The 20,275-nt window shown below is 68.8% G+C and carries 18 protein-coding genes, 1 tRNA gene and 1 pseudogene; 11 read left to right on the plus strand and 9 right to left on the minus strand.

Annotated features, from left to right (window positions below):
* Nucleotides 1-14 precede the first annotated feature (14 nt).
* The 4 genes from ASD79_RS06790 (at nt 15) to ASD79_RS06805 (ending at nt 2,769) form a co-directional block, all read left to right on the plus strand.
* Nucleotides 15-1,199, plus strand: a complete 1,185-nt coding sequence (locus ASD79_RS06790) for a urate hydroxylase PuuD (protein ID WP_056720288.1) — start codon at nt 15-17, stop codon at nt 1,197-1,199.
* Nucleotides 1,196-1,876 (plus strand): TetR/AcrR family transcriptional regulator, encoded by a 681-nt coding sequence (locus ASD79_RS06795; RefSeq protein WP_156400403.1) that lies wholly within the window; start codon nt 1,196-1,198, stop codon nt 1,874-1,876. Before ASD79_RS06790 ends, ASD79_RS06795 begins: the two co-directional genes overlap by 4 nt.
* A 114-nt stretch (nt 1,877-1,990) precedes the next feature.
* A complete protein-coding gene (locus tag ASD79_RS06800) occupies nt 1,991-2,347 on the plus strand; it encodes a hypothetical protein (protein WP_056720289.1) in 357 nt (118 codons plus the stop codon).
* Between the two features lie 65 nt (nt 2,348-2,412).
* Nucleotides 2,413-2,769 carry a hypothetical protein gene (locus ASD79_RS06805; RefSeq protein ID WP_056720290.1) on the plus strand — a complete coding sequence of 119 codons (357 nt, stop codon included), beginning with the start codon at nt 2,413-2,415 and terminating at the stop codon, nt 2,767-2,769.
* A gap of 3 nt (nt 2,770-2,772) precedes the next feature.
* Here the strand turns inward: ASD79_RS06805 and ASD79_RS06810 are convergent, their stop codons facing one another.
* Nucleotides 2,773-3,720, minus strand: coding sequence for an acetamidase/formamidase family protein (locus tag ASD79_RS06810; protein ID WP_056720291.1), 948 nt, complete (start codon nt 3,718-3,720; stop codon nt 2,773-2,775).
* A gap of 227 nt (nt 3,721-3,947) precedes the next feature.
* Between ASD79_RS06810 and ASD79_RS06815 the strand changes: the two genes are divergently transcribed.
* The 5 genes from ASD79_RS06815 (at nt 3,948) to ASD79_RS06835 (ending at nt 9,448) form a co-directional block, all read left to right on the plus strand.
* The gene (locus tag ASD79_RS06815) at nt 3,948-4,166 is read left to right on the plus strand and encodes an AtzG-like protein (protein ID WP_082584831.1); all 219 of its coding nucleotides are present in this window, start codon (nt 3,948-3,950) and stop codon (nt 4,164-4,166) included.
* Nucleotides 4,163-5,554 (plus strand): AtzE family amidohydrolase, encoded by a 1,392-nt coding sequence (locus ASD79_RS06820; RefSeq protein ID WP_056720292.1) that lies wholly within the window; start codon nt 4,163-4,165, stop codon nt 5,552-5,554. Before ASD79_RS06815 ends, ASD79_RS06820 begins: the two co-directional genes overlap by 4 nt.
* On the plus strand, nt 5,551-5,952 hold the full coding sequence (hpxZ, locus tag ASD79_RS06825; RefSeq protein WP_056720293.1) for an oxalurate catabolism protein HpxZ: 402 nt from the start codon (nt 5,551-5,553) through the stop codon (nt 5,950-5,952). The genes ASD79_RS06820 and hpxZ overlap by 4 nt, the downstream gene beginning before the upstream one ends.
* A 214-nt stretch (nt 5,953-6,166) precedes the next feature.
* Nucleotides 6,167-8,344, plus strand: a complete 2,178-nt coding sequence (locus tag ASD79_RS06830) for a TonB-dependent receptor (protein ID WP_056720294.1) — start codon at nt 6,167-6,169, stop codon at nt 8,342-8,344.
* 141 nt (nt 8,345-8,485) lie between these two features.
* Nucleotides 8,486-9,448: a nucleoside hydrolase gene (locus ASD79_RS06835; RefSeq protein ID WP_056720295.1), complete on the plus strand. Its 963-nt coding sequence runs from the start codon at nt 8,486-8,488 to the stop codon at nt 9,446-9,448.
* A gap of 155 nt (nt 9,449-9,603) precedes the next feature.
* Here ASD79_RS06835 and guaD read toward each other — a convergent pair whose 3' ends face one another.
* The 5 genes from guaD to uraH form a co-directional block, all read right to left on the minus strand.
* On the minus strand, nt 9,604-10,893 hold the full coding sequence (guaD, locus tag ASD79_RS06840; RefSeq protein WP_056720296.1) for a guanine deaminase: 1,290 nt from the start codon (nt 10,891-10,893) through the stop codon (nt 9,604-9,606).
* A complete protein-coding gene (xdhC, locus tag ASD79_RS06845) occupies nt 10,880-11,896 on the minus strand; it encodes a xanthine dehydrogenase accessory protein XdhC (RefSeq protein WP_056720297.1) in 1,017 nt (338 codons plus the stop codon). The genes guaD and xdhC overlap by 14 nt, the downstream gene beginning before the upstream one ends.
* Before the next feature lie 172 nt (nt 11,897-12,068).
* Nucleotides 12,069-14,420: a xanthine dehydrogenase molybdopterin binding subunit gene (gene xdhB / locus ASD79_RS06850; protein ID WP_056720298.1), complete on the minus strand. Its 2,352-nt coding sequence runs from the start codon at nt 14,418-14,420 to the stop codon at nt 12,069-12,071.
* On the minus strand, nt 14,413-15,873 hold the full coding sequence (gene xdhA, locus ASD79_RS06855) for a xanthine dehydrogenase small subunit (protein ID WP_056720299.1): 1,461 nt from the start codon (nt 15,871-15,873) through the stop codon (nt 14,413-14,415). Before xdhA ends, xdhB begins: the two co-directional genes overlap by 8 nt.
* 1 nt (nt 15,874) lies before the next feature.
* Nucleotides 15,875-16,222 (minus strand): hydroxyisourate hydrolase, encoded by a 348-nt coding sequence (gene uraH, locus ASD79_RS06860; protein ID WP_056720300.1) that lies wholly within the window; start codon nt 16,220-16,222, stop codon nt 15,875-15,877.
* Between the two features lie 355 nt (nt 16,223-16,577).
* Here uraH and ASD79_RS06865 point away from each other — a divergent pair, with 355 nt between their 5' ends.
* Together ASD79_RS06865 and ASD79_RS06870 are read left to right on the plus strand one after the other, a co-directional pair.
* Complete coding sequence (locus ASD79_RS06865; RefSeq protein WP_056720301.1) at nt 16,578-18,866, plus strand: NADP-dependent malic enzyme; 2,289 nt, start codon at nt 16,578-16,580, stop codon at nt 18,864-18,866.
* Nucleotides 18,867-18,976: 110 nt separating this feature from the next.
* On the plus strand, nt 18,977-19,171 hold the full coding sequence (locus ASD79_RS06870; RefSeq protein WP_200952283.1) for a DUF6429 family protein: 195 nt from the start codon (nt 18,977-18,979) through the stop codon (nt 19,169-19,171).
* 206 nt (nt 19,172-19,377) lie between these two features.
* On the opposite strand, the gene ASD79_RS24945 is transcribed toward ASD79_RS06870, so the two are convergent.
* The 3 genes and pseudogenes from ASD79_RS24945 to ASD79_RS06880 all read right to left on the minus strand — a co-directional run bounded on the left by ASD79_RS24945 (nt 19,378) and on the right by ASD79_RS06880 (nt 20,253).
* Nucleotides 19,378-19,575, minus strand: a complete 198-nt coding sequence (locus ASD79_RS24945) for a cold-shock protein (protein WP_026171987.1) — start codon at nt 19,573-19,575, stop codon at nt 19,378-19,380.
* 144 nt (nt 19,576-19,719) lie between these two features.
* A pseudogene (locus ASD79_RS24950) lies at nt 19,720-19,923 on the minus strand (cold-shock protein); the annotation flags it as partial.
* Nucleotides 19,924-20,176: 253 nt separating this feature from the next.
* Nucleotides 20,177-20,253: transfer RNA gene (locus ASD79_RS06880), tRNA-Met, on the minus strand.
* Nucleotides 20,254-20,275: the final 22 nt, after the last annotated feature.

Here is a 20,275-nt window from a genome sequence, read left to right on the forward strand (position 1 = left end):
GGGGAGCCAACTAGTTGGAATACGACCTGACAACCTGGCTGAACCTGTCGCTGCGCTGGCTGCACGTGATCGCCGGCGTCGCCTGGATCGGCGCCTCGTTCTATTTCGTCTGGCTGGACAACAACCTGCGCGCGCCCGAACCACCGAAGGACGGCGTCAAGGGCGAGCTGTGGGCGGTGCACGGCGGCGGCTTCTACCATTCGCAGAAGTACATGACCGCCCCGGCCCACATGCCCGACCACCTGCACTGGTTCAAGTGGGAGGCCTACACCACCTGGCTCAGCGGCTTCGCCCTGCTGATCGTGCTCTATTACGTGGGCGCGCCGGTCTATCTGATCGACGCCGGCAAGCACGCCTTCAGCCAGGCCGGGGCCATCGCCACGGGCCTGGCCTTCATCCTCGGCGGCCTGCTGGTTTACGAGGCCCTGTGCCGCTCGCCGCTGGGCCAGCGGCCGCGCGCCTTCGGCGTCATCTGGTTCCTCTGCCTGACCGGCGCGACCTGGGCCCTCACCCATCTGTTCAGCGACCGCGGGGCCTTCATCCACGTCGGCGCGATCATCGGCACGGCCATGGTCGGCAACGTGTTCCTGGTGATCATCCCCAACCAGCGCAAGATCGTCGCCGACATGCTGGCCGGCCGACCTGTCGACCCGCGCCTGGGGGCGATGGGCAAGCAGCGCTCGGTGCACAACAACTACATGACCCTGCCGGTCATCTTCATCATGATCAGCAACCACTATCCGGTGGTGACCGGCCATCCGCTGGCCTGGCTGCTGCTGGCGATGATCAGCGCCGGCGGGGTGTCGATCCGCCACTTCTTCAACCTGCGCCACCACGGGATCATCCGGCACGAGTTCCTGTTCATCGGGGCGATGCTGGTGTTCGGCGTCAGCATCGTCGCCAGCCACAAGCCCAAGGCGGTCGAGGCTGCCACCGCCGTGCCGTTCGCCGTCGCCAACGGCATCGTCCAGAAGCACTGCGTCGCGTGCCACGCCGCCGTTCCCACCCACAAGGGCTTCACCGCCCCGCCGAACGGCGCGGCTTTCGACACCCCGGCGGGCCTGGCCCGCTACGCGCCGCGCATTCGCGAGCGGGCGGTCGACAGCGCCAGCATGCCTCTTGGCAACGAGACCCACATGACCGATGAGGAACGCGCCCAGCTGGGCGCCTGGATCAAGGCGGGAGCCAAAACGCAGTGACCACCGTGGTAGAGACGCCATCCGCCCCCGTGACGGACGACGCCGCGCCGGCGCCCCGCAAACGCAACGCCGAACGGACCCGCAAGGCGATCCTGACCGCGGCGCTGAAGGAGTTCTCGGCGGCGGGCTACGCTGGGGCGCGCATCGAGCGGATCGTCAAGGCCGCCAAATGCAACATCCGCATGCTCTACCACTATTTCGGCGACAAGAAGGGCCTGTACCTGGCGGTGCTGGAAGCCGCCTACGAGGACCTGCGCGGTCGCGAGGCCGAGCTGAAGATCGACTTCGACAAGCCCCTGGAAGGCTTCTTCGCCCTGCAGCGCTTCACCTTCGACTATTTCGAGAAGAACCCGCGCATCGACGGCCTGCTGCGCAACGAAAACCTGCTGCAGGGCAAGTTCGTCGCCCAGTCGCGCAAGGTCACCGAGACGGCGTTTCCCCTGCGGCGCACGATCGAGCGGCTGATCGACAGCGGCCAGAAGCAGGGGATCTTCCGGGAAGAACTCGACCCGGTGCAGATCTACGTGACCATCGCGGCGATGAGCCGGTTCCACCTGGCCAACGGCTATTCGCTGTCGGTGACGCTGGACACCGACATGAGCAAGGCCGAGTGGCGGCGCGAACGGCTGACCCACGCGCTGGAGCTGCTGGAGGGGTATCTGACGGCGGGGCGCTGAATCCGGCGCATCGAGGATAGCTCGAACGTTCGACTCATGCTCGACAAGGTTGAACTGGCGGCGGGCGCGACATCCGGTCGAGGTCCACGGAGCGCCAGTCTTGTTGGGGGATCCATGACCATCGCATCACGCACCCTGGCGGCGACCGCCGCGCTCTTGTTCCTGGCGCTGGCCGCACCCGCCCAGGCCAGTTCGTCCCTGGGCGTCCACGTCACGAACGTCGCCCCGAACAACGCCGGCTCACTGGTGTTCTATGTCGACGCCCCGCGCACCGGCCTTCCCGCTTGCGCGGCCGGCGGCAGCGCCCAGGCCTGGACGGTCAACACCAACACCGTCGCGGGCCAGGTCTTGGCCTCGGCGCTCTTCACGGCCCTGTCGACCGGCCTGCTGGTCGATGTCGGCGGCACGAGCGCCTGCGACGTGTTCCCGAACGCGGAGTCGGCCGGCTACATCGCCGTGCGCAAACCCTGATCGATCGACCCGCCCTGAAGCGCACGCCTCACGGATCGCCATCACTTCACCCACACGGGAAAGCCATGACGCCCCTCTCGAGACTCGACCTCGCCGCACTCTGCGCCCTGCCCCTGCTGTTGGCCGGTCCCGTCCAGGCCAGCAACGCCATCAATGTTCACGTCAACAACGTCGCGCCGGACAAAGACGGCAAGGTCGTCGTCATCCTCGACACCGCGCGCACCGGCCAGCCGGCCTGCGCGCTGTCGAACTTGACCTACTCGATCAACGTGACCACGGCGGGCGGCCAGGCGATGCTGTCGGCGATCTATACGGCGATCGCCGCGGACCTCGCGGTCGACCTCGTCGGCGCCAACACCTGCACCGAGTACGGCAACACCGAGTCGATCGGTTACGTGTCGCTGCGTCGCCGCGGCACGTAGGGTCTAGAACAGAACCCCCTTCTCCAGCATCCCGTGCACCCCCTTCTCGCCATTCACCGTCTGGGTCACCCGGAAGTCCACGGCCAGCGAGCAGAACTGATAGGCCTGCACCCGGGTCAGCGCGGACCGCGCGACGATGAAGTCGATCATCCCGCGCAGCGCCTGTTTCATCGCCAGGTCCAGATCCTCGTTGAAGCCCAGGGTGATGAAATGGGTCGGCGTCTCGGCCCGCGGCCAGGCGGCCACCCCGATGTCGGCGGCCTTGTGCAGCACGAAGGTGAAGGTCCCGGTCAGGCCCATCTCCAGGGCGTTGACGCAGACCTCGCCGTCGCCCTGGCGGCCGTGGCCGTCGCCGACCGAGAAGTTGGCGCCCGCGACCCAGACCGGCAGGAACAGGCTCGAACCCGCCGTCAGCTCCTTGCAGTCCATGTTGCCGCCGTGCTCGCGCGGTTCGCGGCTGGACAGCCGGCCGTAGCGCGGCGGCGGGGCGACCCCGGCCGTGCCGAAGAACGGCCGCAGCGGCAGGGTCGGGCCCCAGCTCGGCTTGCAGGTTCCCGCCGCGCCGTCGACGGCGATGTGGCTGACATAGCGGTCGGGGAAATCCTCCGGCAGGGTCCCGGCCAGCGGCCGGACGGCGCAGTAGCCCCAGTCGTTGTTGGGCTCGATCGCCTCGATCCGCACCTCCAGGGTGTCGCCCGGCTCGGCGCCTCGGATCGCCACCGGACCGGTCAGGATGTGGGGGCCCATCCGCTCCAGCCTGGCGTCGTGGATCGCCTGCAAGGCGGGCGGAACGGTCAGGCCCAGTTCCGGCGGCGGCATCACCTCGGGGCCGCCCGAGACGCAGTCGACCACCACCGTGTCGCCCGGATCGACGGTCAGTACCGGATCGAAGGCGGCGTCGAAGATCCCGAAGCGGACGGTTTCCGGGGACGAGGCCAGGTGGTGGCGCATGAAGTAAGCCTTCTATTACAAGCGCCCAGTTGGCCCCCGCCGGCCGCTCCGCCCTAGCCTCGACCGCCGCCAGGTCGCGCCAAGCCGCCCGGCGCCCAACGGGCAGGCGCCGACGCGGGGAAGATGGCGCGGCGCTGGGCGTCGAGACCCTCCAGGCCCGTCCCGCCCTAGCGGCGGCCGGATATCCCGGTTATGAAGAAATTTCTTACTTGTGGAGCTTGCCCCGCATGGCGGTCGATCCTGCGCTCTCGGCGTTTCTCGCCCTTCCCGACGACGCGGTCGCGGCCTATGCCGACGCCCGCGCCGAGGGGCTGGGCCTGCCGCTGCCGCAAGCCTGCCGCCCTGGGGTGATCGACAACCTGACCCTGCTGCGCCGCCAGGCCGAGACCTTCGTCGCCGCCCTGCCCGCGTCGGCGGCGGATGAGATCGAGGCGTTCGCGCCATGAGCTTCCGCTCCGCCGCCGCCATCGCCGCCGATGTCCGCGACGGCGCGACCACCGCTCGGGCCGAAACCGAGGCCGCCCTGGCGCGGATCGCCGCCGCCAACGGCGCCCTCAACGCCTTCACCGCCGTGTTCGCTGGCCGCGCCCTGGCCCAGGCCGACGCCATCGACGCCGACCTCGCCGCCGGTCGCGCGGTCGGTCCGCTGGCCGGCGCGCCGTTCGCGGTCAAGAACCTGTTCGACGTCGCGGGCGTGACCACGCTGGCCGGCTCGAAGATTCGCCGGGACGCGTCTCCCGCCGCCCGGGACGCCACCGCCATCCAGCGCCTGACCGCCGCCGGCGCCGTGCTGGTCGGGGCGCTGAACATGGACGAGTTCGCCTACGGCTTCGTCACCGAGAACGCCCACGATGGCCCGACCCGCAATCCGCACGACCTGACCCGCATCGCCGGCGGCTCGTCGGGCGGCTCGGCCGCGGCGGTGGCCGCCGGCCTCGTGCCCCTGACCCTGGGCTCGGACACCAACGGCTCGATCCGCATCCCGGCCAGCCTGTGCGGGGTGTTCGGGTTGAAGCCCACCCTGGGCCGGCTGTCGCGCCAGGGCGCCTTTCCCTTTGTCGAGAGCCTGGACCACATCGGACCGTTCGCACGGTCGGTGGCGGACCTGACCCTCGCCTACGACCTGATGCAGGGACCGGATCCTCTGGATCCGCTCTGCCGTCGGCCCGCCGAACCGGCCGCCCCTCGCCTGCAAGCCATCGCCGACGCGCCCCTTCGCGTCGGCATGCTGGGCGGCTGGTTCGCGCAGGGCGCCTTTCCCGAAGTGCTCGAGGCGCTGGAGATCATCGCCGACGCCCTGCAGGCCCGGCGTGGCGTCGAGCTGCCCGGCGCCGAGCAGGCCCGCGCCGCCGCCTTCTGCCTGACCGCCGCCGAGGGCGGCGAGTTGCACCTGGAAGACCTCAAGGCCCGGGCGCTGGACTACGACCCGGCCGTGCGCGATCGCCTGCTGGCCGGCGCCCTGCTGCCGCACGGCGTGGCCGAGGCCGCCCGCCGCTATCGCCCGATCTTCCGCGACGCGGCGGCCAAGGTGTTCGAGGATTTCGACATCCTGCTGGCCCCGGCCTCGGTGTGCCCCGCGCCGGGCGTCGGCCAGGCGACCATGGAGATGGGCGGCCAGGAGGTTTCGGTGCGCAAGAACCTCGGCGCCTACACCCAGCCGATCAGCTATATCGGCCTGCCCGTCGTGACCGTGCCGCTCAACCGTCCGGGCAAGCTGCCCATCGGCGTGCAGGTCATCGCCCCGGCCTGGCGCGAGGACCTGGCCCTGGCCGCGGCCCTGCGGCTGGAGCAGGCCGGCGTCGTCGCGGCCCATCGCCCTCCGGAGCGGCCATGATCATCGACGACCTCTCCGTGCTGGCCGAGGTGACCGCCATGGTCGACGCCTACGAGACGGCGCTGATGGCCAACGACGTCGAGGCCCTGGACGGCTTCTTCCGCGACGCGCCGCAGACCGTCCGCTACGGCGTGGCCGAGAATCTCTACGGCTTCGAGGCGATCGCCGCCTTTCGAATCGGCCGGAGCGGCGGCTCTCCTCCGCGTTCACGCCTCAGGACTGAAATCACCACGTTTGGGCGAGATTTCGCGATCGCCAATGTCGAATTCCTGCGTGAAGGGGCAAAACGACCCGGCCGCCAGAGCCAGACCTGGGTTCGCACCGAAATCGGCTGGAAAATCGTCTCGGCCCATGTCTCGCTTCTTCAGGAAGGCGTTGACCAACGCCTTGCCCCGTAAGCGAAAGATCGTCAGCCAAATGACGATAAGTAAGAAATCTCTGACTTATGATCTGCTTTTGGGCGCCGTGGCGACCGCGTGGTCAAATAGTGACATCTCGTGGCAAAACTTCATCAAACCAAGGCCGAGACGTCATCAAAGCTTTGGATTCGTCTCGATCATTGTGCATTGCACCCTCAGGTGTCGGGCCGCCGACACATGAAGGGGATATGACATGACCACCTCCGCCAAGCTGCGCGTACGCCTCCGCACCGGCGGCGCTCTCGCCGCCCTGGTCCTCGCCGCCGGCCTCGCCGCGCCGGCCTTCGCCCAGGAAACCGCCGTCACGCTCGACGACGTGATCGTCACCGCCCAGAAGCGGTCGGAAAACATCCAGGAAGTGCCGGTCTCGGTCGCCGCCGTCTCCGGCGAGAAGCTGGACGCCCTGTTCGCCGGCGGCGAGGACGTGCTGGCCCTGTCGAGCCGCGTCCCCGGCCTGTACATCGAATCCTCCAACGGCCGCGCCGCCCCGCGCTTCTACATCCGCGGCCTGGGCAACGCCGACTTCGACCTGGCCGCCTCGCAGCCGGTCTCGGTGATCATGGACGACGTGGTGATGGAAAACGTCGTGCTGAAGAGCACGCCGGTGTTCGACGTCGACCAGGTTGAAGTGCTGCGCGGCCCGCAGGGCACGCTGTTTGGCCGCAACACCACCGCCGGCATCGTCAAGTTCGACAGCGTCAAGCCGAGCCAGAGCTTCAAGGCCAACGGCACGGTGACCTACGGCTCCTACGGCTCGTGGACGGCCGAGGGCGGCGTCGGCGGCCCGCTGGTCGAAGGCAAGCTGGCCGGTCGCATCTCGATCCTGGGCCAACACCGCGACGACTATATCGACAACACCTTCACCAAGGTGAAGGACGCCATGGGCGGCTACGACGAGTACGCCATCCGCGGCCAATTGCTGTGGACCCCGACCGAAGAGCTGAGCGTCCTGCTGAACGCCCACAACCGCACCCTGGACGGCACCGCCGCGATCTTCCGCGCCAATATCCTCACCAAGGGCAGCAACAAGATCAACGGCGCCTTCGACCGTGACTCGGTCTTCTACAACGGCGGCGGCAGCAACCCGCAGAAGTACGACGGCAACGGCGAGTCGATTAAGATCGACTACGACTTCGGCGGCGTGACCCTGACCTCGATCAGCGCCTACGAGACCACCAACGGCTACAGCCGCGGCGACATCGACGGCGGCGTGGCCGGCATCGGCCCCGGCTTCATCCCGTTCGACTCCGACACCCGGGACGGCATCGACGACCTGGACCAGTACACCCAGGAAATCCGCCTGGCCTCGGACGCCGACGGTCCCTTCACCTGGCAGGTCGGCGGCTATTACTTCCACTCCGACTTCCTGGTGACCACCGACGCCGGTTTCAACAAGGCGACGCTGAACCACAAGAACACCGCCTGGGCCGCCTTCGGCCAAGCCACCTACCAGGTCACCCCGCAACTGAAGCTCACCGGCGGCCTGCGCTACACCGACGACGACAAGACCATGACCGTGGTCGGCTCGACCGCGCCGAAGGTGGCGGTGTCGGACAGCAAGGTCTCGTGGGACCTGTCGGCCTTCTACGCCGTGACCGACGACTTCAGCCTCTACGCCCGCACCGCTCGCGGCTTCCGTGGCCCGACCATCCAGGGCCGCGACATCGTGTTCTTCGCCCCGGCCTCGGTGGCCCAGTCGGAAACCATCCAATCGTACGAAGTGGGCTTCAAGAGCGAACTGCTCGACCGTCGCGTCCGCCTGAACGGCGCGGCCTTCGCCTTTGAGGAAAAGGACCCGCAGTTCAGCGCCATCGGCGGCGCCGGCAACAACACGCTGCTGGTCAACGCCGACAAGGGCGAGGCCTACGGCGTCGAGTTCGACGGCGAGTTCAAGGTCACCCAGAACCTGCTGCTGACCGCCGGCTACAGCTACAACCACACCAAGATCAAGGACAAGAACCTGGCCGTGGCGGTCTGCGCCCAGTGCACCGTGACCGACCCGCTGAACGCGGCGGGCCGGGCGCTGGTCAACGGCAACCCGTTCCCGAACGCGCCGAAGTACGTGCTGAACTTCACGGCCCGCTACGCCTACCCGATCGGCGACGGCGAACTGTTCGCCTACACCGACTGGTTCAAGCAGGGCTACACCAACCTGTTCCTCTACGAGAGCAAGGAGTTCAACTCGAAGGGCGCCTTCGAAGGCGGTCTGAAGCTCGGCTACGCCAAGCAGGACGGCGCCTACGAGGTGGCCCTGTTCGCCCGCAACATCACCAACGAGGTGAACCTGCGCGGCGGCATCGACTTCAACAACCTGACCGGTTTCGTCAACGAGCCTCGGATCGTCGGCATCTCGATCAGCGCCAAGCGGTAATCTGAAAGACCTCCGCCTGGCCTCGCGGCCGGGCGGATCCCCGAAGGATTGCCATCGTCCCGCCATGCTCCCGGTTCGCGCCGGGAGCATGGTTCGTTTGAGGGGTTCCCCCTCCGCCCAACGATGAGATAAGTCCCTCGGATGACGACCCCGACCAAGATCATCTTCGACACCGACCCCGGCATCGACGACGCCATGGCCCTGCTGTTCATCCAGGCCAGCCCGGCGATCGACCTGCTGGCGGTGACCACGGTGTTCGGCAACGCCGACATCGACACCACCACCCGCAACGCGCTCTATCTGAAGGACCGCTTCGGCCTGACGGCCCCGGTCTACAAGGGGACCGACAAGCCGCTGACCCGGCCGCGCAACCCCTCCCCCACCTTCGTGCATGGCGAGAACGGCCTGGGCGACGTCGAGCTGACGGGCCTGGTGGCCGCCGAGCCCGAGGCCAAGCCGGCCTATCAGGCGATCATCGACCTGGCCCGCGCCAATCCCGGCGAGGTCACCCTGGTGGCGGTCGGTCCGCTGACCAACCTGGCCCTGGCGCTGCAAGCCGACCCCGAGGTCGCAACCCTGCTGAAGGCCGTGGTGATCATGGGCGGTGCCTTCGCCGTGGCCGGCAAACCTGGCAACGTCACCCCGGTGGCCGAGGCCAATATCTGGAACGACCCGGAAGCCGCCGACCTGGTGTTCACCGCCCCTTGGTTCGTCACCGCCGTCAGCCTGGACGTCACCACCCAGGTGGTGATGAGCCCGGCCTATATGGAAGAGCTGGAAGCCACGGCCGGGCCGGCGGGCGCGTTCCTCAACGCCATCTCCAAGCCCTATGCGCGGTTCTACGGCGGCCGCGACGGCATCGTCGGCTGCTGCGTGCATGACGCCGCGGCGGTGGCGTTCGTGATCGACCCGTCGCTGTTCGACGTGCGTCGCGGCTCGATCCGGGTGGTCACCAACGGGATCGCCCTGGGCCAGACCTGCCAGATGGTCGAGGGCGAGCTGTTCGGGCCGTCGGCCTGGGACGGTCAGCCGGTGCAGGCGATTACCGTGGGGGTGAAGGCCGAAGGGTTGCTGAGGCTGTATCGCGAGACGATGAGGGCCTGAGGCTCGAAAGTCCTCCCCCCGTGGGGGAGGCGATCGCGAAGCGATCGGTGGGGGGAGTTTTAGGACGATAGATCCCGCAGGCGGCGACCTGCCGAACACTCCCCCCCTCCGTCGGCTACGCCGACACCTCCCCCACAGGGGGAGGATTTACTTCATCACCCCCGCCTATACCGCTCCACCCCAGCCACATAGGTCCGCTCGACCACCCGGTCGTCGCCCAGCACCGTCAGCGCGAACAGCCGATCCTCCAGCGACCGCGCCGCCGGCATCCGCCGGGCCAACAGCGGCGTCGCCGCCAGGTCCAGCACCAGGAAGTCGGCGATCTTGCCGGTCTCCAGGCTGCCGATCTCGCCCTCCAGCCCCAGGGCCCGCGCCCCGCCCAGCGTCGCCAGGTAGAAGGCGTGGAACGGGTCCAGCGCCTCGCCGCGCAGCTGGCCCACCTTGTAGGCCTCGCCCAGGGTGTGCAGCACCGAGAAGGTGGTGCCGGCCCCCACGTCCGTGCCGATCCCGACCTTCACCCCGTGGGCGCAGGCGGTCTCCAGCGGGAACAGCCCCGAGCCGAGGAACAGGTTCGAGGTCGGGCAGAAGGCCACGGCCGAGCCGGCGTTGGCCAGGCGCTGGAACGCCTCGCCCTGGAGGTGGACGCAGTGGGCGAAGACCGAACGCTCGCCGACCAGGCCGAAGCGGTCATAGACGTCGAGATAGTCCCCGGCCGCCGGGAACAGCTTGGCGGTGTCGACGATCTCGCGGATGTTCTCCGACAGGTGGGTCTGCATCCACACGGTGGGATTGGCGGCCAGCACCTCGCCGGCCATGGCCAGCTGGGCGTCGCTGCAGCTGATCGCGAAGCGCGGGGTGACGGCGTAGCCCAGCCGGCCCTTGCCGTGCCAGTCGGCGATCAGGTCCAGCATGTCGCGGCGGCTGCTTTCGACCGTGTCGGTCAAGCCGGGTGGGGCGTTGCGGTCCATCAGCGACTTGCCGGCGATCAGCCGCATGTCGCGCTTCAGGGCCGCCACGAACAGCGCCTCCACCGAGGCCTTGTGCACCGAGCCGAACACCAGGGCGCTGGTGGTGCCGTTGCGCAGCAGTTCCTCGACGAAGAACTCGGCGGTGTCCTCGGCATGGCCGGGGTCGGCGAAGGCGGCTTCGGCCGGGAAGGTGTGGCGCTCCAGCCAGTCCAGCAGTTGCTCGCCATGGGCGGCGATGACGTCGACCTGTGGGAAGTGAATGTGGGTGTCGACGAAGCCGGGGACGATCAGCTTGCCGGACAGGTCCTCCACCGGGGTGTCGCCCAGCTCGTCGGCCAGCTTGGCGTAATCGCCGCAGGCGACCACGCGGCCGTCCTCGACCAGCAGCAGGCCGTCCTCGTGGAAGGCATGCGCCTCCCCGTCTATGGTGCTCGGGTCGTCCTCCAGGTGGAAGATCGACGCCCTATAGGCTTGCAAGTTCGAGGTCCTTTGTGCGTTCGCGGCGGGCGTCTTCGGCCCGCATCAGCAGGTCGGCGGCCACCGACACGGCGATGACCTCCGGGGCCTTGTTCTTCAGAATCGGCAGACCGATGGGACAGGTCAGACGTTGCAGAACGATGTCGGCGAAACCGTCCCGGCGAAGTCGCCCCAGGAACCGGGCCTTCTTGGTGTCCGACCCGATCAGGCCCAGATAGCCGAACGCCCCGCCGGCCAGGGCGGCCGAGGTCAGGGCGTAGTCCAGGTTGTGGTCGTGGGTGAGGATCAGGATGAAGGCGTCCGACCCGGCGCCCATGGCGGCGGCGGCCAGCTCGGCCGGCGAGCCGACGGCGACGCCGGGGATGTCCGCCGTCTCCGGACGGGTGTCGAACCACGACAGCCGGAACGGCAGCGGCTCCAGGGCCCGGGCCACGGCCTGGCCGACGTGACCAGCCCCGAACAGCAGCACCGGCGGGCGCGGCGCGTCGGTGCGCTCGACCAGCTCGTGGCCTTGGCCGGGGCGGTCGCCGCGCGCGGTGGCCGGCGCGCCGTCCAGCGTGACGCCGGTCGCCTCGGGCTGGGAAGCGGTCACCGCCCGGACGGTCTTGCGCAGCATGCCCGGCGAAAAGCGGGTGCGCAGCTCGAACGGCTGGTCGGCGTCCAGGCGCCGGGCGGCGTCGGTCAGCCAGTCGAGGCTGGCGGCCTCGACCCGCTCGATCAACAGCCGGACGCGACCGCCGCAGCATTGGGCCAGCAGCGGGCCCAGCGGATAGTCCTGCACGGCGAACGGCTGGTGGGCCGCCAGCATCTTTCGCGCCTGGTCGGCGACCTGGTGTTCGAGATTGCCGCCGCCGATGGTGCCGGCCTGGCCCTCGGCCCAGACCACCATCTTGGTCCCGGCGTCACGCGGAGCCGAGCCCTCGGTGGCGACAATGGTGACCAGGGCGGCGGGCTGGCCGAGGGCCAGGCGGGCGAGAGATTGGCGAGCCCAGTTCGCGGTCATAGACCCTCTCCCAGAGGGAGAGGGAGGGGCCCAAGCGAAGCTTGGGAGGGTGAGGGGTTTAGACGTCGAACGGCGTGCCGGCAGGGCGCTCGTGTGAAACCGGTGAGAGCGTAATCCCTCACCCTCCCAACTGCTACGCAGTCGGGCCCCTCCCTCTCCCGGTGGGAGAGGGTCAACATTCGCCAGCCCTCTTCTTCACATCCTCGACCGCCATCAAAATCCGCTCCGGCGTCGCCGGCGCGTCCAGGTCGGGGAACACCTTGTGGTCGGCCACGGACGCCACCGCCCGGCTCACCGCCGACAGCACCGACAGCGCCAGCATCAGCGGCGGCTCGCCCACGGCCTTCGAGCGGTGCACCGTCTCCTCGACATTGCGGCCCGCGTCCCACAGCGCCAGGTTCAGCACCGCCGGCCGGTCGCCGCAGGTCGGGATCTTGTAGGTCGAGGGGGCGTGGGTCAGCAGGCGGCCATCGCTGCTAAACACCAGTTCCTCGGTGGTCAGCCAGCCCATGCCCTGGACGAAGCCGCCCTCGATCTGACCCAGGTCGATGGCCGGGTTCAGCGAGCGGCCGGCGTCGTGCAGGATGTCGGCCCGGGTGACCTTCATCTCGCCGGTCAGGGTGTCGATCAGCACCTCGCTGCAGGCCGCGCCATAGGCGAAATAATAGAACGGCCGGCCGGTGTGAGTGGCGCGGTCGTAGTGGATCTTCGGCGTGGCGTAGTAGCCGGTGGCCGACAGCGACACCCGGCCCAGATGGGCCTGGCGGCACAGCACGTCGAACGGAACCAACTCGGCCCCGGCCCGCAGGCCCTGCGGCGTGAACGCGACGTCGGCCTCGGCGCAGCCCCACTTGCGGGCCGCGAATTCGACCAGCCGGGCTTTGAGCGTGTTGGCCGCGTTCAGGGCCGCCATGCCGTTCAGGTCGGCCCCCGACGAGGCGGCGGTGGCCGAGGTGTTGGGCACCTTGTCGGTTACGGTGGAGGTGAGCTTGATCCGCGCCATGTCGACCTTGAAGGCCTCGGCGACGATCTGGGCGACCTTGACGAACAGCCCCTGCCCCATCTCCGTCCCGCCGTGGTTCAGCAGGATCGAGCCGTCAGCATAGAGGTGGATCAGCGCCCCGGCCTGGTTCAGGTGGGTGGTGGTGAACGAGATGCCGAACTTCACCGGCGTCAGGGCCAGGCCCTTCTTCAGGACCGGGCTCGTCGCGTTGAAGGCGTCGATCGCGCGTTGCCGGGCCTCGTAGTCGCAGGACGCCGCCAGTTCCGAAAGCAGCTGCGGCGCGACATTGTCCTCGACCGTCTGGTGGTAGGGCGTCAGGTTGCGCCCTTCGCCGCCATAGAGGTTGCGTTGGCGCACCAGCAGCGGGTCCAGCCCCGTGGCCTGGGCGACGACGTCCATCACCCGCTCGATCGCCGCCATGCCCTGCGGTCCGCCAAAGCCCCGGAAGGCGGTGTTCGACACCGTGTGGGTGCGGAAGCGGTGTGACAGGATCTCGACGGCCGGCAGGAAGTAGCAGTTGTCGGCGTGGAACATCGCCCGGTCGTTGATGGCCATCGACAGGTCGGTGGTCGAACCGCAGCGCGAGGCCAGCTCCAGGGCCAGGCCCGTCAGCCTTCCAGTGTCGTCGAAGCCGACGTCGTAGGCGCATTCGAAGTCATGCCGTTTGCCGGTCATGACCATGTCCTCGTCGCGGTCGGGACGGGCCTTGGCGGCGCGGCCGGTCTTCACCGCCACCAGGGCGGCGGCGGCGGCGAACAGCGAGGCCTGGGTCTCCTTGCCGCCGAACCCGCCGCCCATCCGCCGCACCTCGACGGTGACGCTGGTGTGTGGCACGGCCAGCACCTTGGCGATCAGATGCTGCACCTCGCTGGGGTGCTGGGTGGACGACCAGACATGGACGTCGCCGCCCTCGCCCGGCGTCGCCAGGGCCACCTGGCCCTCGAGGTAGAAATGGTCCTGGCCGCCGATCGCCAGCGTGCCTTGCAACCGCCGGGGCGAAGCCGCCAGGGCGACGGCCGCGTCGCCGCGCGCCATGCGCTGGGCGGCCTCGATGGTCAGGTCGGCGGCGCGGGCCTGGGCGATGGTGATGGCGGCCGGCAGGTCCTCGTAGACCACCACGGCCTTGGCGGCGGCGGCGCGGGCGGCGGCGATCGAGGTGGCGGCCACGGCGAACAGGCTCTGGCCGACACAGACCACCACGCCGTCGGCGAACAGCTTGTCGTCGTGGATCACCGGGCTGACGTCGTTCTCGCCGGGGATGTCCCGGGCGCTCAGCACGATGACGACGCCCGGCGCGGCGCGCACGGCCGACAGGTCCATCGATACGATCCTGGCATGGGCCTTGGTGCTCATGCCAAGATGGACGTGGAGCATCCCGACCGGCTCGGGCAGGTCGTCGACATAGATCGCCGAACCGGTGACGTGGCGCAGGGCGCTGTCATGCGGCAGGGCGGCGTGGACGCCCTGGAAGACGACGGGCTCGACGCCAAGGGTGTTTTGCGAGGAGGCGGAGTCAGCCATGGGCGGCGGCCTCCGGCACGCGAGTCGCCAGGTCGGGTCGGGCGGACTCGATGTACGCCTTGCGCAGCATGTTCCCCGCCGCCAGGGCACGATAGGCCGCCGAGGCGCGGGCGTCGGTCAGGGGCGTGAAATCGCCGGCCAGGGCCGCGACGGCGGCGTTCACCGTCGTCGGGTTCCAGATCTGGCCGACCAGCGCGGCCTCGCAGGCCGCCGCCCGCTTGGGCGTGGCGGCCATGCCGCCGAAGGCGATGCGGGCCGAGGTCACGACCTCGTCCTTCACCTGGATATTGAACGCCCCGCACACCGCCGAGATGTCCTGGTCGAAACGCTTGGACAGCTTGAACACCTTGAACATCGCTCCGCCGAGCTCCAGTGGCACAAGCACGGCCTCGACGAACTCGCCGGGCGCGCGGTCCTGTTTGCCGTAGGCGATGAAGAAGTCCTCCAGCGGCAGGGTGCGCTGGGTCTCGCCCCGGCGCAGCACCAGCCGGGTGCCCAGCGCGATCAGGGCCGGCGGCATGTCGCCGATCGGCGAGCCGTTGGCGATATTGCCGCCGATCGTGCCGCTGTTGCGCACCTGGGTGGACCCCAGGCGCCGCATCATCTCGCCGAGGTCGGGATAGAGCGCGCCCAGCGTCTCCAGGGCGTCGACATAACGCACGCCGGCCCCGATCCGCAGCCAGCCGTCCTGACGGGTCATGGCCTTCAGCTCGGCCACCTGGCCAATGTCGATCAGGGTCTCCAGCGGCTTGCGCAGCTTGGTGACCCACAGGCCGATGTCGGTGGCCCCGGCTACGATCACGGCGTCCGGACGGGCGGCATAGGTTTGCGCCAGCTCGGCCAGGCTCTGCGGCGTGAACCAGCGGCGGGTCATCCCGGCGATGGCGTCGGCGTGCTCCAGATCCAGCATGACCTCTCGCCGCAGGCCGACCAGCTGGTCGGCCACCTCCGGCGCCGCCTCGGCCGGGATCGCTTCGGCCGCCGCGATGATCGGGCCATAGCCCGTGCAGCGGCACAGGTTCCCGGCCAGCACCTCGTTGATCGGTGCGTCGGTTCCCTTGGCCGCCACCGCCCGCCCATACAGCGACATGACGATGCCCGGCGTGCAGAAGCCGCATTGCGAGCCGTGGTGCTCGACCATCGCCGCCTGCACCGGATGCGGCGCCGCGCCCGCCACCCCCTCGACCGTGATCACCGCCTTGCCGTCCAGCATCGGCACGAACTGGATGCAGCTGTTCACCGCCCGCCAGGCTGTACCACCCTGCCCATCCAGTTCGCCGACCAGCACCGTGCACGAGCCGCAATCACCCTCGGCGCAGCCTTCCTTGGTCCCGGTCCGCCGCAGGTCGCCGCGCAGGTGCTCCAGCAGCGTGCGGGTGGGATCGACGCCCCGAGCCTCAACCACCTCGCCGTTCAGCAGGAACCGCACCGCCTCATGTGGTTTGGGGCCCATCTCAGCTGCCCCGATAGGTGGAATAGCCGAACGGCGAGACCAGCAGCGGCACGTGATGATGCTGGGCCGGGTCGGCGACCGAGAAATCGATGACCACCACGTCCAGGAACGGCGGATCGCTGACCGCCGCGCCGCTGCCCCGGAAATAGTCGGCGACCGCGAATTCCAACCGATAGCCGCCGACCGCCAGGTCCGCGCCCTCGACCAGCCGCGCCCGGCCGTCGGCGTCGGTGCGAGTCTCCGACAACAGGCTGACCACGCCGGCGCGGTGGGCGGAAACCCGCACAGCGACATTGGCCGCCGGGCGGCCGGCCGCCGTGTCGAGGATATGGGTGGTCAGGCCGCTCATGCGCTCGTCGTTCCTTGCTCGGCGTTTCCGCAACGCCAGTCTAAACCCTTGGCCCCGCGAGCGATGCTGAAACCGCCTCGTCCGCAAGTCCAGCCTGTCGCGGCCGCGACGGGCGCCAGAGCCGCAACCGCCTTGCATGGCGGCGTTCGGCGCCCGCCACTTGGGCGTTATATAAGTCTTTTATTACTTATTGAGCCATCGCCGATCGCTTCCACGGACGGCGATCCCGAAAAAAGGGCCGAAAGACGCGGCGTAAGGTTGGAAATGCCGGGCCAACACCGGTAGCTAGACCCTGACGGACCGCACCAAGACGATCCGCCCCGCTCCACCTGCGCAGTCACCGAGGAACCGACCGATGGACGAGGATTTCCGTAAAGCCGCCCTGGACTATCACCGTCTGCCGCGGCCCGGAAAACTGGAGATCATGGCCACCAAGCGCATGGCCACCCAGCGCGACCTGGGCCTGGCCTACTCTCCGGGGGTCGCCGCCCCCTGCGAGGCCATCGCCGCCAACCCCGACCTGGCCCGCGACTACACCGCGCGCGGCAACCTGGTGGCGGTGATCTCCAACGGCACCGCCGTGCTGGGCCTTGGCAATATCGGCCCGCTGGCCAGCAAGCCGGTGATGGAGGGCAAGGCCGTCCTGTTCAAGAAGTTCGCAGGCATCGACGTCTTCGACCTCGAGGTCGACGCCGAGGATCCCGACAAGTTCATCGAGGTGGTCGCGGCCCTGGAGCCGACCTTCGGCGGCATCAATCTGGAGGACATCAAGGCCCCGGAATGCTTCGTCATCGAGCGCAAGCTGCGCGAGCGGATGAACATTCCCGTCTTCCACGACGACCAGCACGGCACCGCCATCGTCTGCGCCGCCGCCGTCCGCAACGCCCTGGTCGTGCAGGGCAAGACCCTGAAGGACGTCAAGCTGGTGACCTCGGGCGCCGGCGCCGCCGCCCTGGCCTGCGTCGACCTGCTGGTCTCGATGGGCCTGCCGGTCGAGAACGTCACACTGACCGACATCAAGGGCGTGGTCCATGCCGGGCGCGAGCCTGACATGCTCGACAACATGGCCCGCTATGCCCGCCACACCGACGCCCGGACCTTGTCCGAGGTGTTGGCCGGCGCCGACATCTTCCTGGGCCTGTCGGCCCCGCGCGTGTTCAAGGCCGAATGGCTGCCGCTGCTGGCGCCCAATCCGCTGATCCTGGCCATGGCCAATCCCGAGCCGGAGATCCTGCCCGAACTGGTGGCCGCCGCCCGCCCCGACGCCATCATGGCCACCGGCCGCAGCGACTATCCCAACCAGGTCAACAACGTCCTGTGCTTCCCCTTCATCTTCCGGGGCGCGCTGGACGTCGGCGCCTCGGAGATCAACGAGGCCATGAAGGTGGCGGCCGTCGAGGCCATCGCCGAACTGGCCCGGGCCGAGGCCTCCGAAGTGGTGGCCAGCGCCTATGGCGGCGTCGCCCCGATGTTCGGCCCGCAATACATCATCCCCAAGCCCTTCGACCCGCGGCTGATCCTGCAGATCGCCCCGGCCGTGGCCCGGGCGGCCATGGACAGCGGCGTCGCCACCCGGCCGATCGCCGACTTCGACGCCTATCGCCAGGAGCTGGAGCTGTTCGTCTACCGCTCGGGCCAGTTGATGCGGCCGGTGTTCGAGCGAGCCCGCAAGGCGCCGGTGCGCGTGGCCTATGCCGAGGGCGAGGACGAGCGCGTGCTGCGCGCCGTCCAGACCGTGCTCGACGAAGGCCTGGCCAAGCCGGTGCTGATCGGTCGTCGCGACGTCATCACCGCCAAGGTCGCCGAGATGGGCCTGCGCCTCGACCTCGGCAGTCGCACCGAGATCCTCGACCCGTCGTCCGACACCGAGCTGTTCGCGCCCCTGGTCGAACGCTATCAGGGCCTGGTCAGCCGCCGGGGCGTTCCCCCCCTGGCCGCCGAGCGCCGGGTGACCACGCGCCGCACGGTGTCGGCCTCGATGCTGCTGCAGGCCGGCCTGGTCGACGCCGCCCTGGTGGGCGGAACCGGCGACTGGTGGCAGCACATGACCTATGTGCTGCCGATCATCCCCAAGCGCGAAAAGGTCGGCCGGGTCTACGCCCTGTCGGCGCTGATCCTGGACAACGGCACGCTGTTCTTCTGCGACACCCACGTCAATGTCGACCCGACCGCCGAACAGGTGGCCGAGATGACCCTGCTGGCCGCCGAATCCGTGCGCCGCTTCGGCCTGACGCCCAAGGCCGCCCTGCTGTCGCACTCCAGCTTCGGGGCCAGCAATTCGCCGACCGCCCGCAAGATGCGCGACGCCCTGGCCATCGTCCGTGAGCGCGCGCCCGAGCTCGAGGTCGACGGCGAGATGCACGCCGACGCCGCCCTGTCCCAGGCCCTGCGCGACCGCCTGGTCCATGACAGCGCGTTGAAGGGCTCGGCCAACCTGCTGGTCATGCCCACCCTCGACGCCGCCAATATCGCCCTGACCCTGCTCAGCGCCGCCACCGAAGGCCTGCTGGTCGGGCCGGTGCTGCTGGGCATGAGCCGGCCGCTGCACGTGCTGACGCCCAGCGTCACGGCGCGCGGCATCGTCAACATGACCGCCCTGGCGGTGAACCAGGCGGCGGCCGAGCGCGAGCACCAGCTGATCTGACGTCCAGGGCCGTCGTCCCCCGGCTTGTCCGGGGGACCCAAGCCGAGGCGGGGCCTTTTCGGGCGCGGGGGGATTGAGCAAGATGGTGGCCGCCCGGATGGGAGGCCACCATGAATGAGTCCGAAATCGACACCGCGCGCGTGGATGAGGCGGTTCTCGCCCTGATGTACCTGACCTTGCACGACGCCGACGAGCCGAGCGGAACGGCAAGGTCCTGGAAGACCTTCGATTGGCAAACGCTTGATCGACTTCACGCGCAGGAGCTGATCGAGGATCCTGTTGGTAAGGCCAATCCGTATTCCTGACCGCAGAAGGGGTTCGCAGGTCGCGGGCGCTGTTCGAGCAGTTGTTTGCTCAGCGATAGCCGTCAATCCGGCTGCTATCGCGAACACGAAAAAGGCCCCGCAGGAACCCCTCCCCCGTCTCAGCGACGGAAGAAAGGTCCCAGCAGGGCCTGATTCATGGGACCGAAGACCGGCCCGACGCTCCGCGCCCGGCCGAATTCCGATCCTTAGAGGATGCGCAGGTTGCCGGCCGAGGTCTTGCCCGAGCGGCGGTCCTGTTCCAGTTCGTAACCGACTTGCTGGCCTTCGTTCAGGCCACGCAGGCCGGCGCGTTCGACGGCCGAGATGTGCACGAAGATGTCGCCGCCGCCGTTGTCGGGCTGGATGAAACCAAAGCCCTTGGTGCTGTTGAACCACTTCACCACGCCGGTGCCGGCTTCGCCCGCGCCGCCGCCGCCACCGCCACCGCCGTAGCCGCCGCCCCGGGGAGCGTCGTAACCGCCGCGCGGCGAGTCGAAGCCGCGCGCGGCCGGCCGGCGCGGCGCCGACGGGGCCGCGCCCTGGCCGGTGACGCGCAGATTGCCGGCCGAGGTCTTGCCCGAACGGCGATCCTCTTCCATTTCGTAGGCGACCAGGTCGCCTTCGTTCAGGCCCGACAGGCCCGAGCGTTCAACCGCGGCGATGTGGACGAACACGTCCTGGCCGCCGTCCTCGGGCTGAATGAAACCGAAGCCCTTGGCCGGGTTGAACCACTTAACGACACCGTTCGCCATCTTATCCTCAAAACCTTATTCGGCGGGCCAGTTGCCGACCCGCGTCCTTCCATCCTGCTCTCATGACGCAAAACTTCGGAACGCGCTACGGGGTTTGATCGCAGAATCTCGGGAGGAAGGCGGTCTGCGCGATAAATTTTCGCGTGACACGGGTTCGCGGCGGCGTAAACGCCACCGGAAGTGGCACAAGGGCCACACATCGAAGCCTGGTTTTGGGAAGCCCGATTTTGGGAAGCTAGGCTTTAAGGAGCTTTGGGTGCGGGGACAGGATTTGAACCTGTGACCTTCAGGTTATGAGCCTGACGAGCTACCGGGCTGCTCCACCCCGCGGCAGGGTATTGTGATCGAGGGA

It is taken from the genome of Caulobacter sp. Root655, from assembly GCF_001427665.1.
GTDB lineage: Bacteria > Pseudomonadota > Alphaproteobacteria > Caulobacterales > Caulobacteraceae > Caulobacter.

Excerpts from the sequence above, each read along its gene's own strand:
- ASD79_RS06800 (WP_056720289.1), top strand. The coding sequence starts at position 1,991 with ATGACCATCGCATCACGCACCCTGGCGGCGACCGCCGCGCTCTTGTTC.
- ASD79_RS06805 (WP_056720290.1), top strand. The coding sequence starts at position 2,413 with ATGACGCCCCTCTCGAGACTCGACCTCGCCGCACTCTGCGCCCTGCCC.
- ASD79_RS06810 (WP_056720291.1), bottom strand. The coding sequence starts at position 3,720 with ATGCGCCACCACCTGGCCTCGTCCCCGGAAACCGTCCGCTTCGGGATC.
- ASD79_RS06815 (WP_082584831.1), top strand. The coding sequence starts at position 3,948 with ATGGCGGTCGATCCTGCGCTCTCGGCGTTTCTCGCCCTTCCCGACGAC.
- ASD79_RS06820 (WP_056720292.1), top strand. The coding sequence starts at position 4,163 with ATGAGCTTCCGCTCCGCCGCCGCCATCGCCGCCGATGTCCGCGACGGC.
- hpxZ (WP_056720293.1), top strand. The coding sequence starts at position 5,551 with ATGATCATCGACGACCTCTCCGTGCTGGCCGAGGTGACCGCCATGGTC.
- ASD79_RS06830 (WP_056720294.1), top strand. The coding sequence starts at position 6,167 with ATGACCACCTCCGCCAAGCTGCGCGTACGCCTCCGCACCGGCGGCGCT.
- ASD79_RS06835 (WP_056720295.1), top strand. The coding sequence starts at position 8,486 with ATGACGACCCCGACCAAGATCATCTTCGACACCGACCCCGGCATCGAC.
- xdhC (WP_056720297.1), bottom strand. The coding sequence starts at position 11,896 with ATGACCGCGAACTGGGCTCGCCAATCTCTCGCCCGCCTGGCCCTCGGC.
- xdhB (WP_056720298.1), bottom strand. The coding sequence starts at position 14,420 with ATGGCTGACTCCGCCTCCTCGCAAAACACCCTTGGCGTCGAGCCCGTC.
- xdhA (WP_056720299.1), bottom strand. The coding sequence starts at position 15,873 with ATGGGCCCCAAACCACATGAGGCGGTGCGGTTCCTGCTGAACGGCGAG.
- uraH (WP_056720300.1), bottom strand. The coding sequence starts at position 16,222 with ATGAGCGGCCTGACCACCCATATCCTCGACACGGCGGCCGGCCGCCCG.
- ASD79_RS06865 (WP_056720301.1), top strand. The coding sequence starts at position 16,578 with ATGGACGAGGATTTCCGTAAAGCCGCCCTGGACTATCACCGTCTGCCG.
- ASD79_RS06870 (WP_200952283.1), top strand. The coding sequence starts at position 18,977 with ATGAATGAGTCCGAAATCGACACCGCGCGCGTGGATGAGGCGGTTCTC.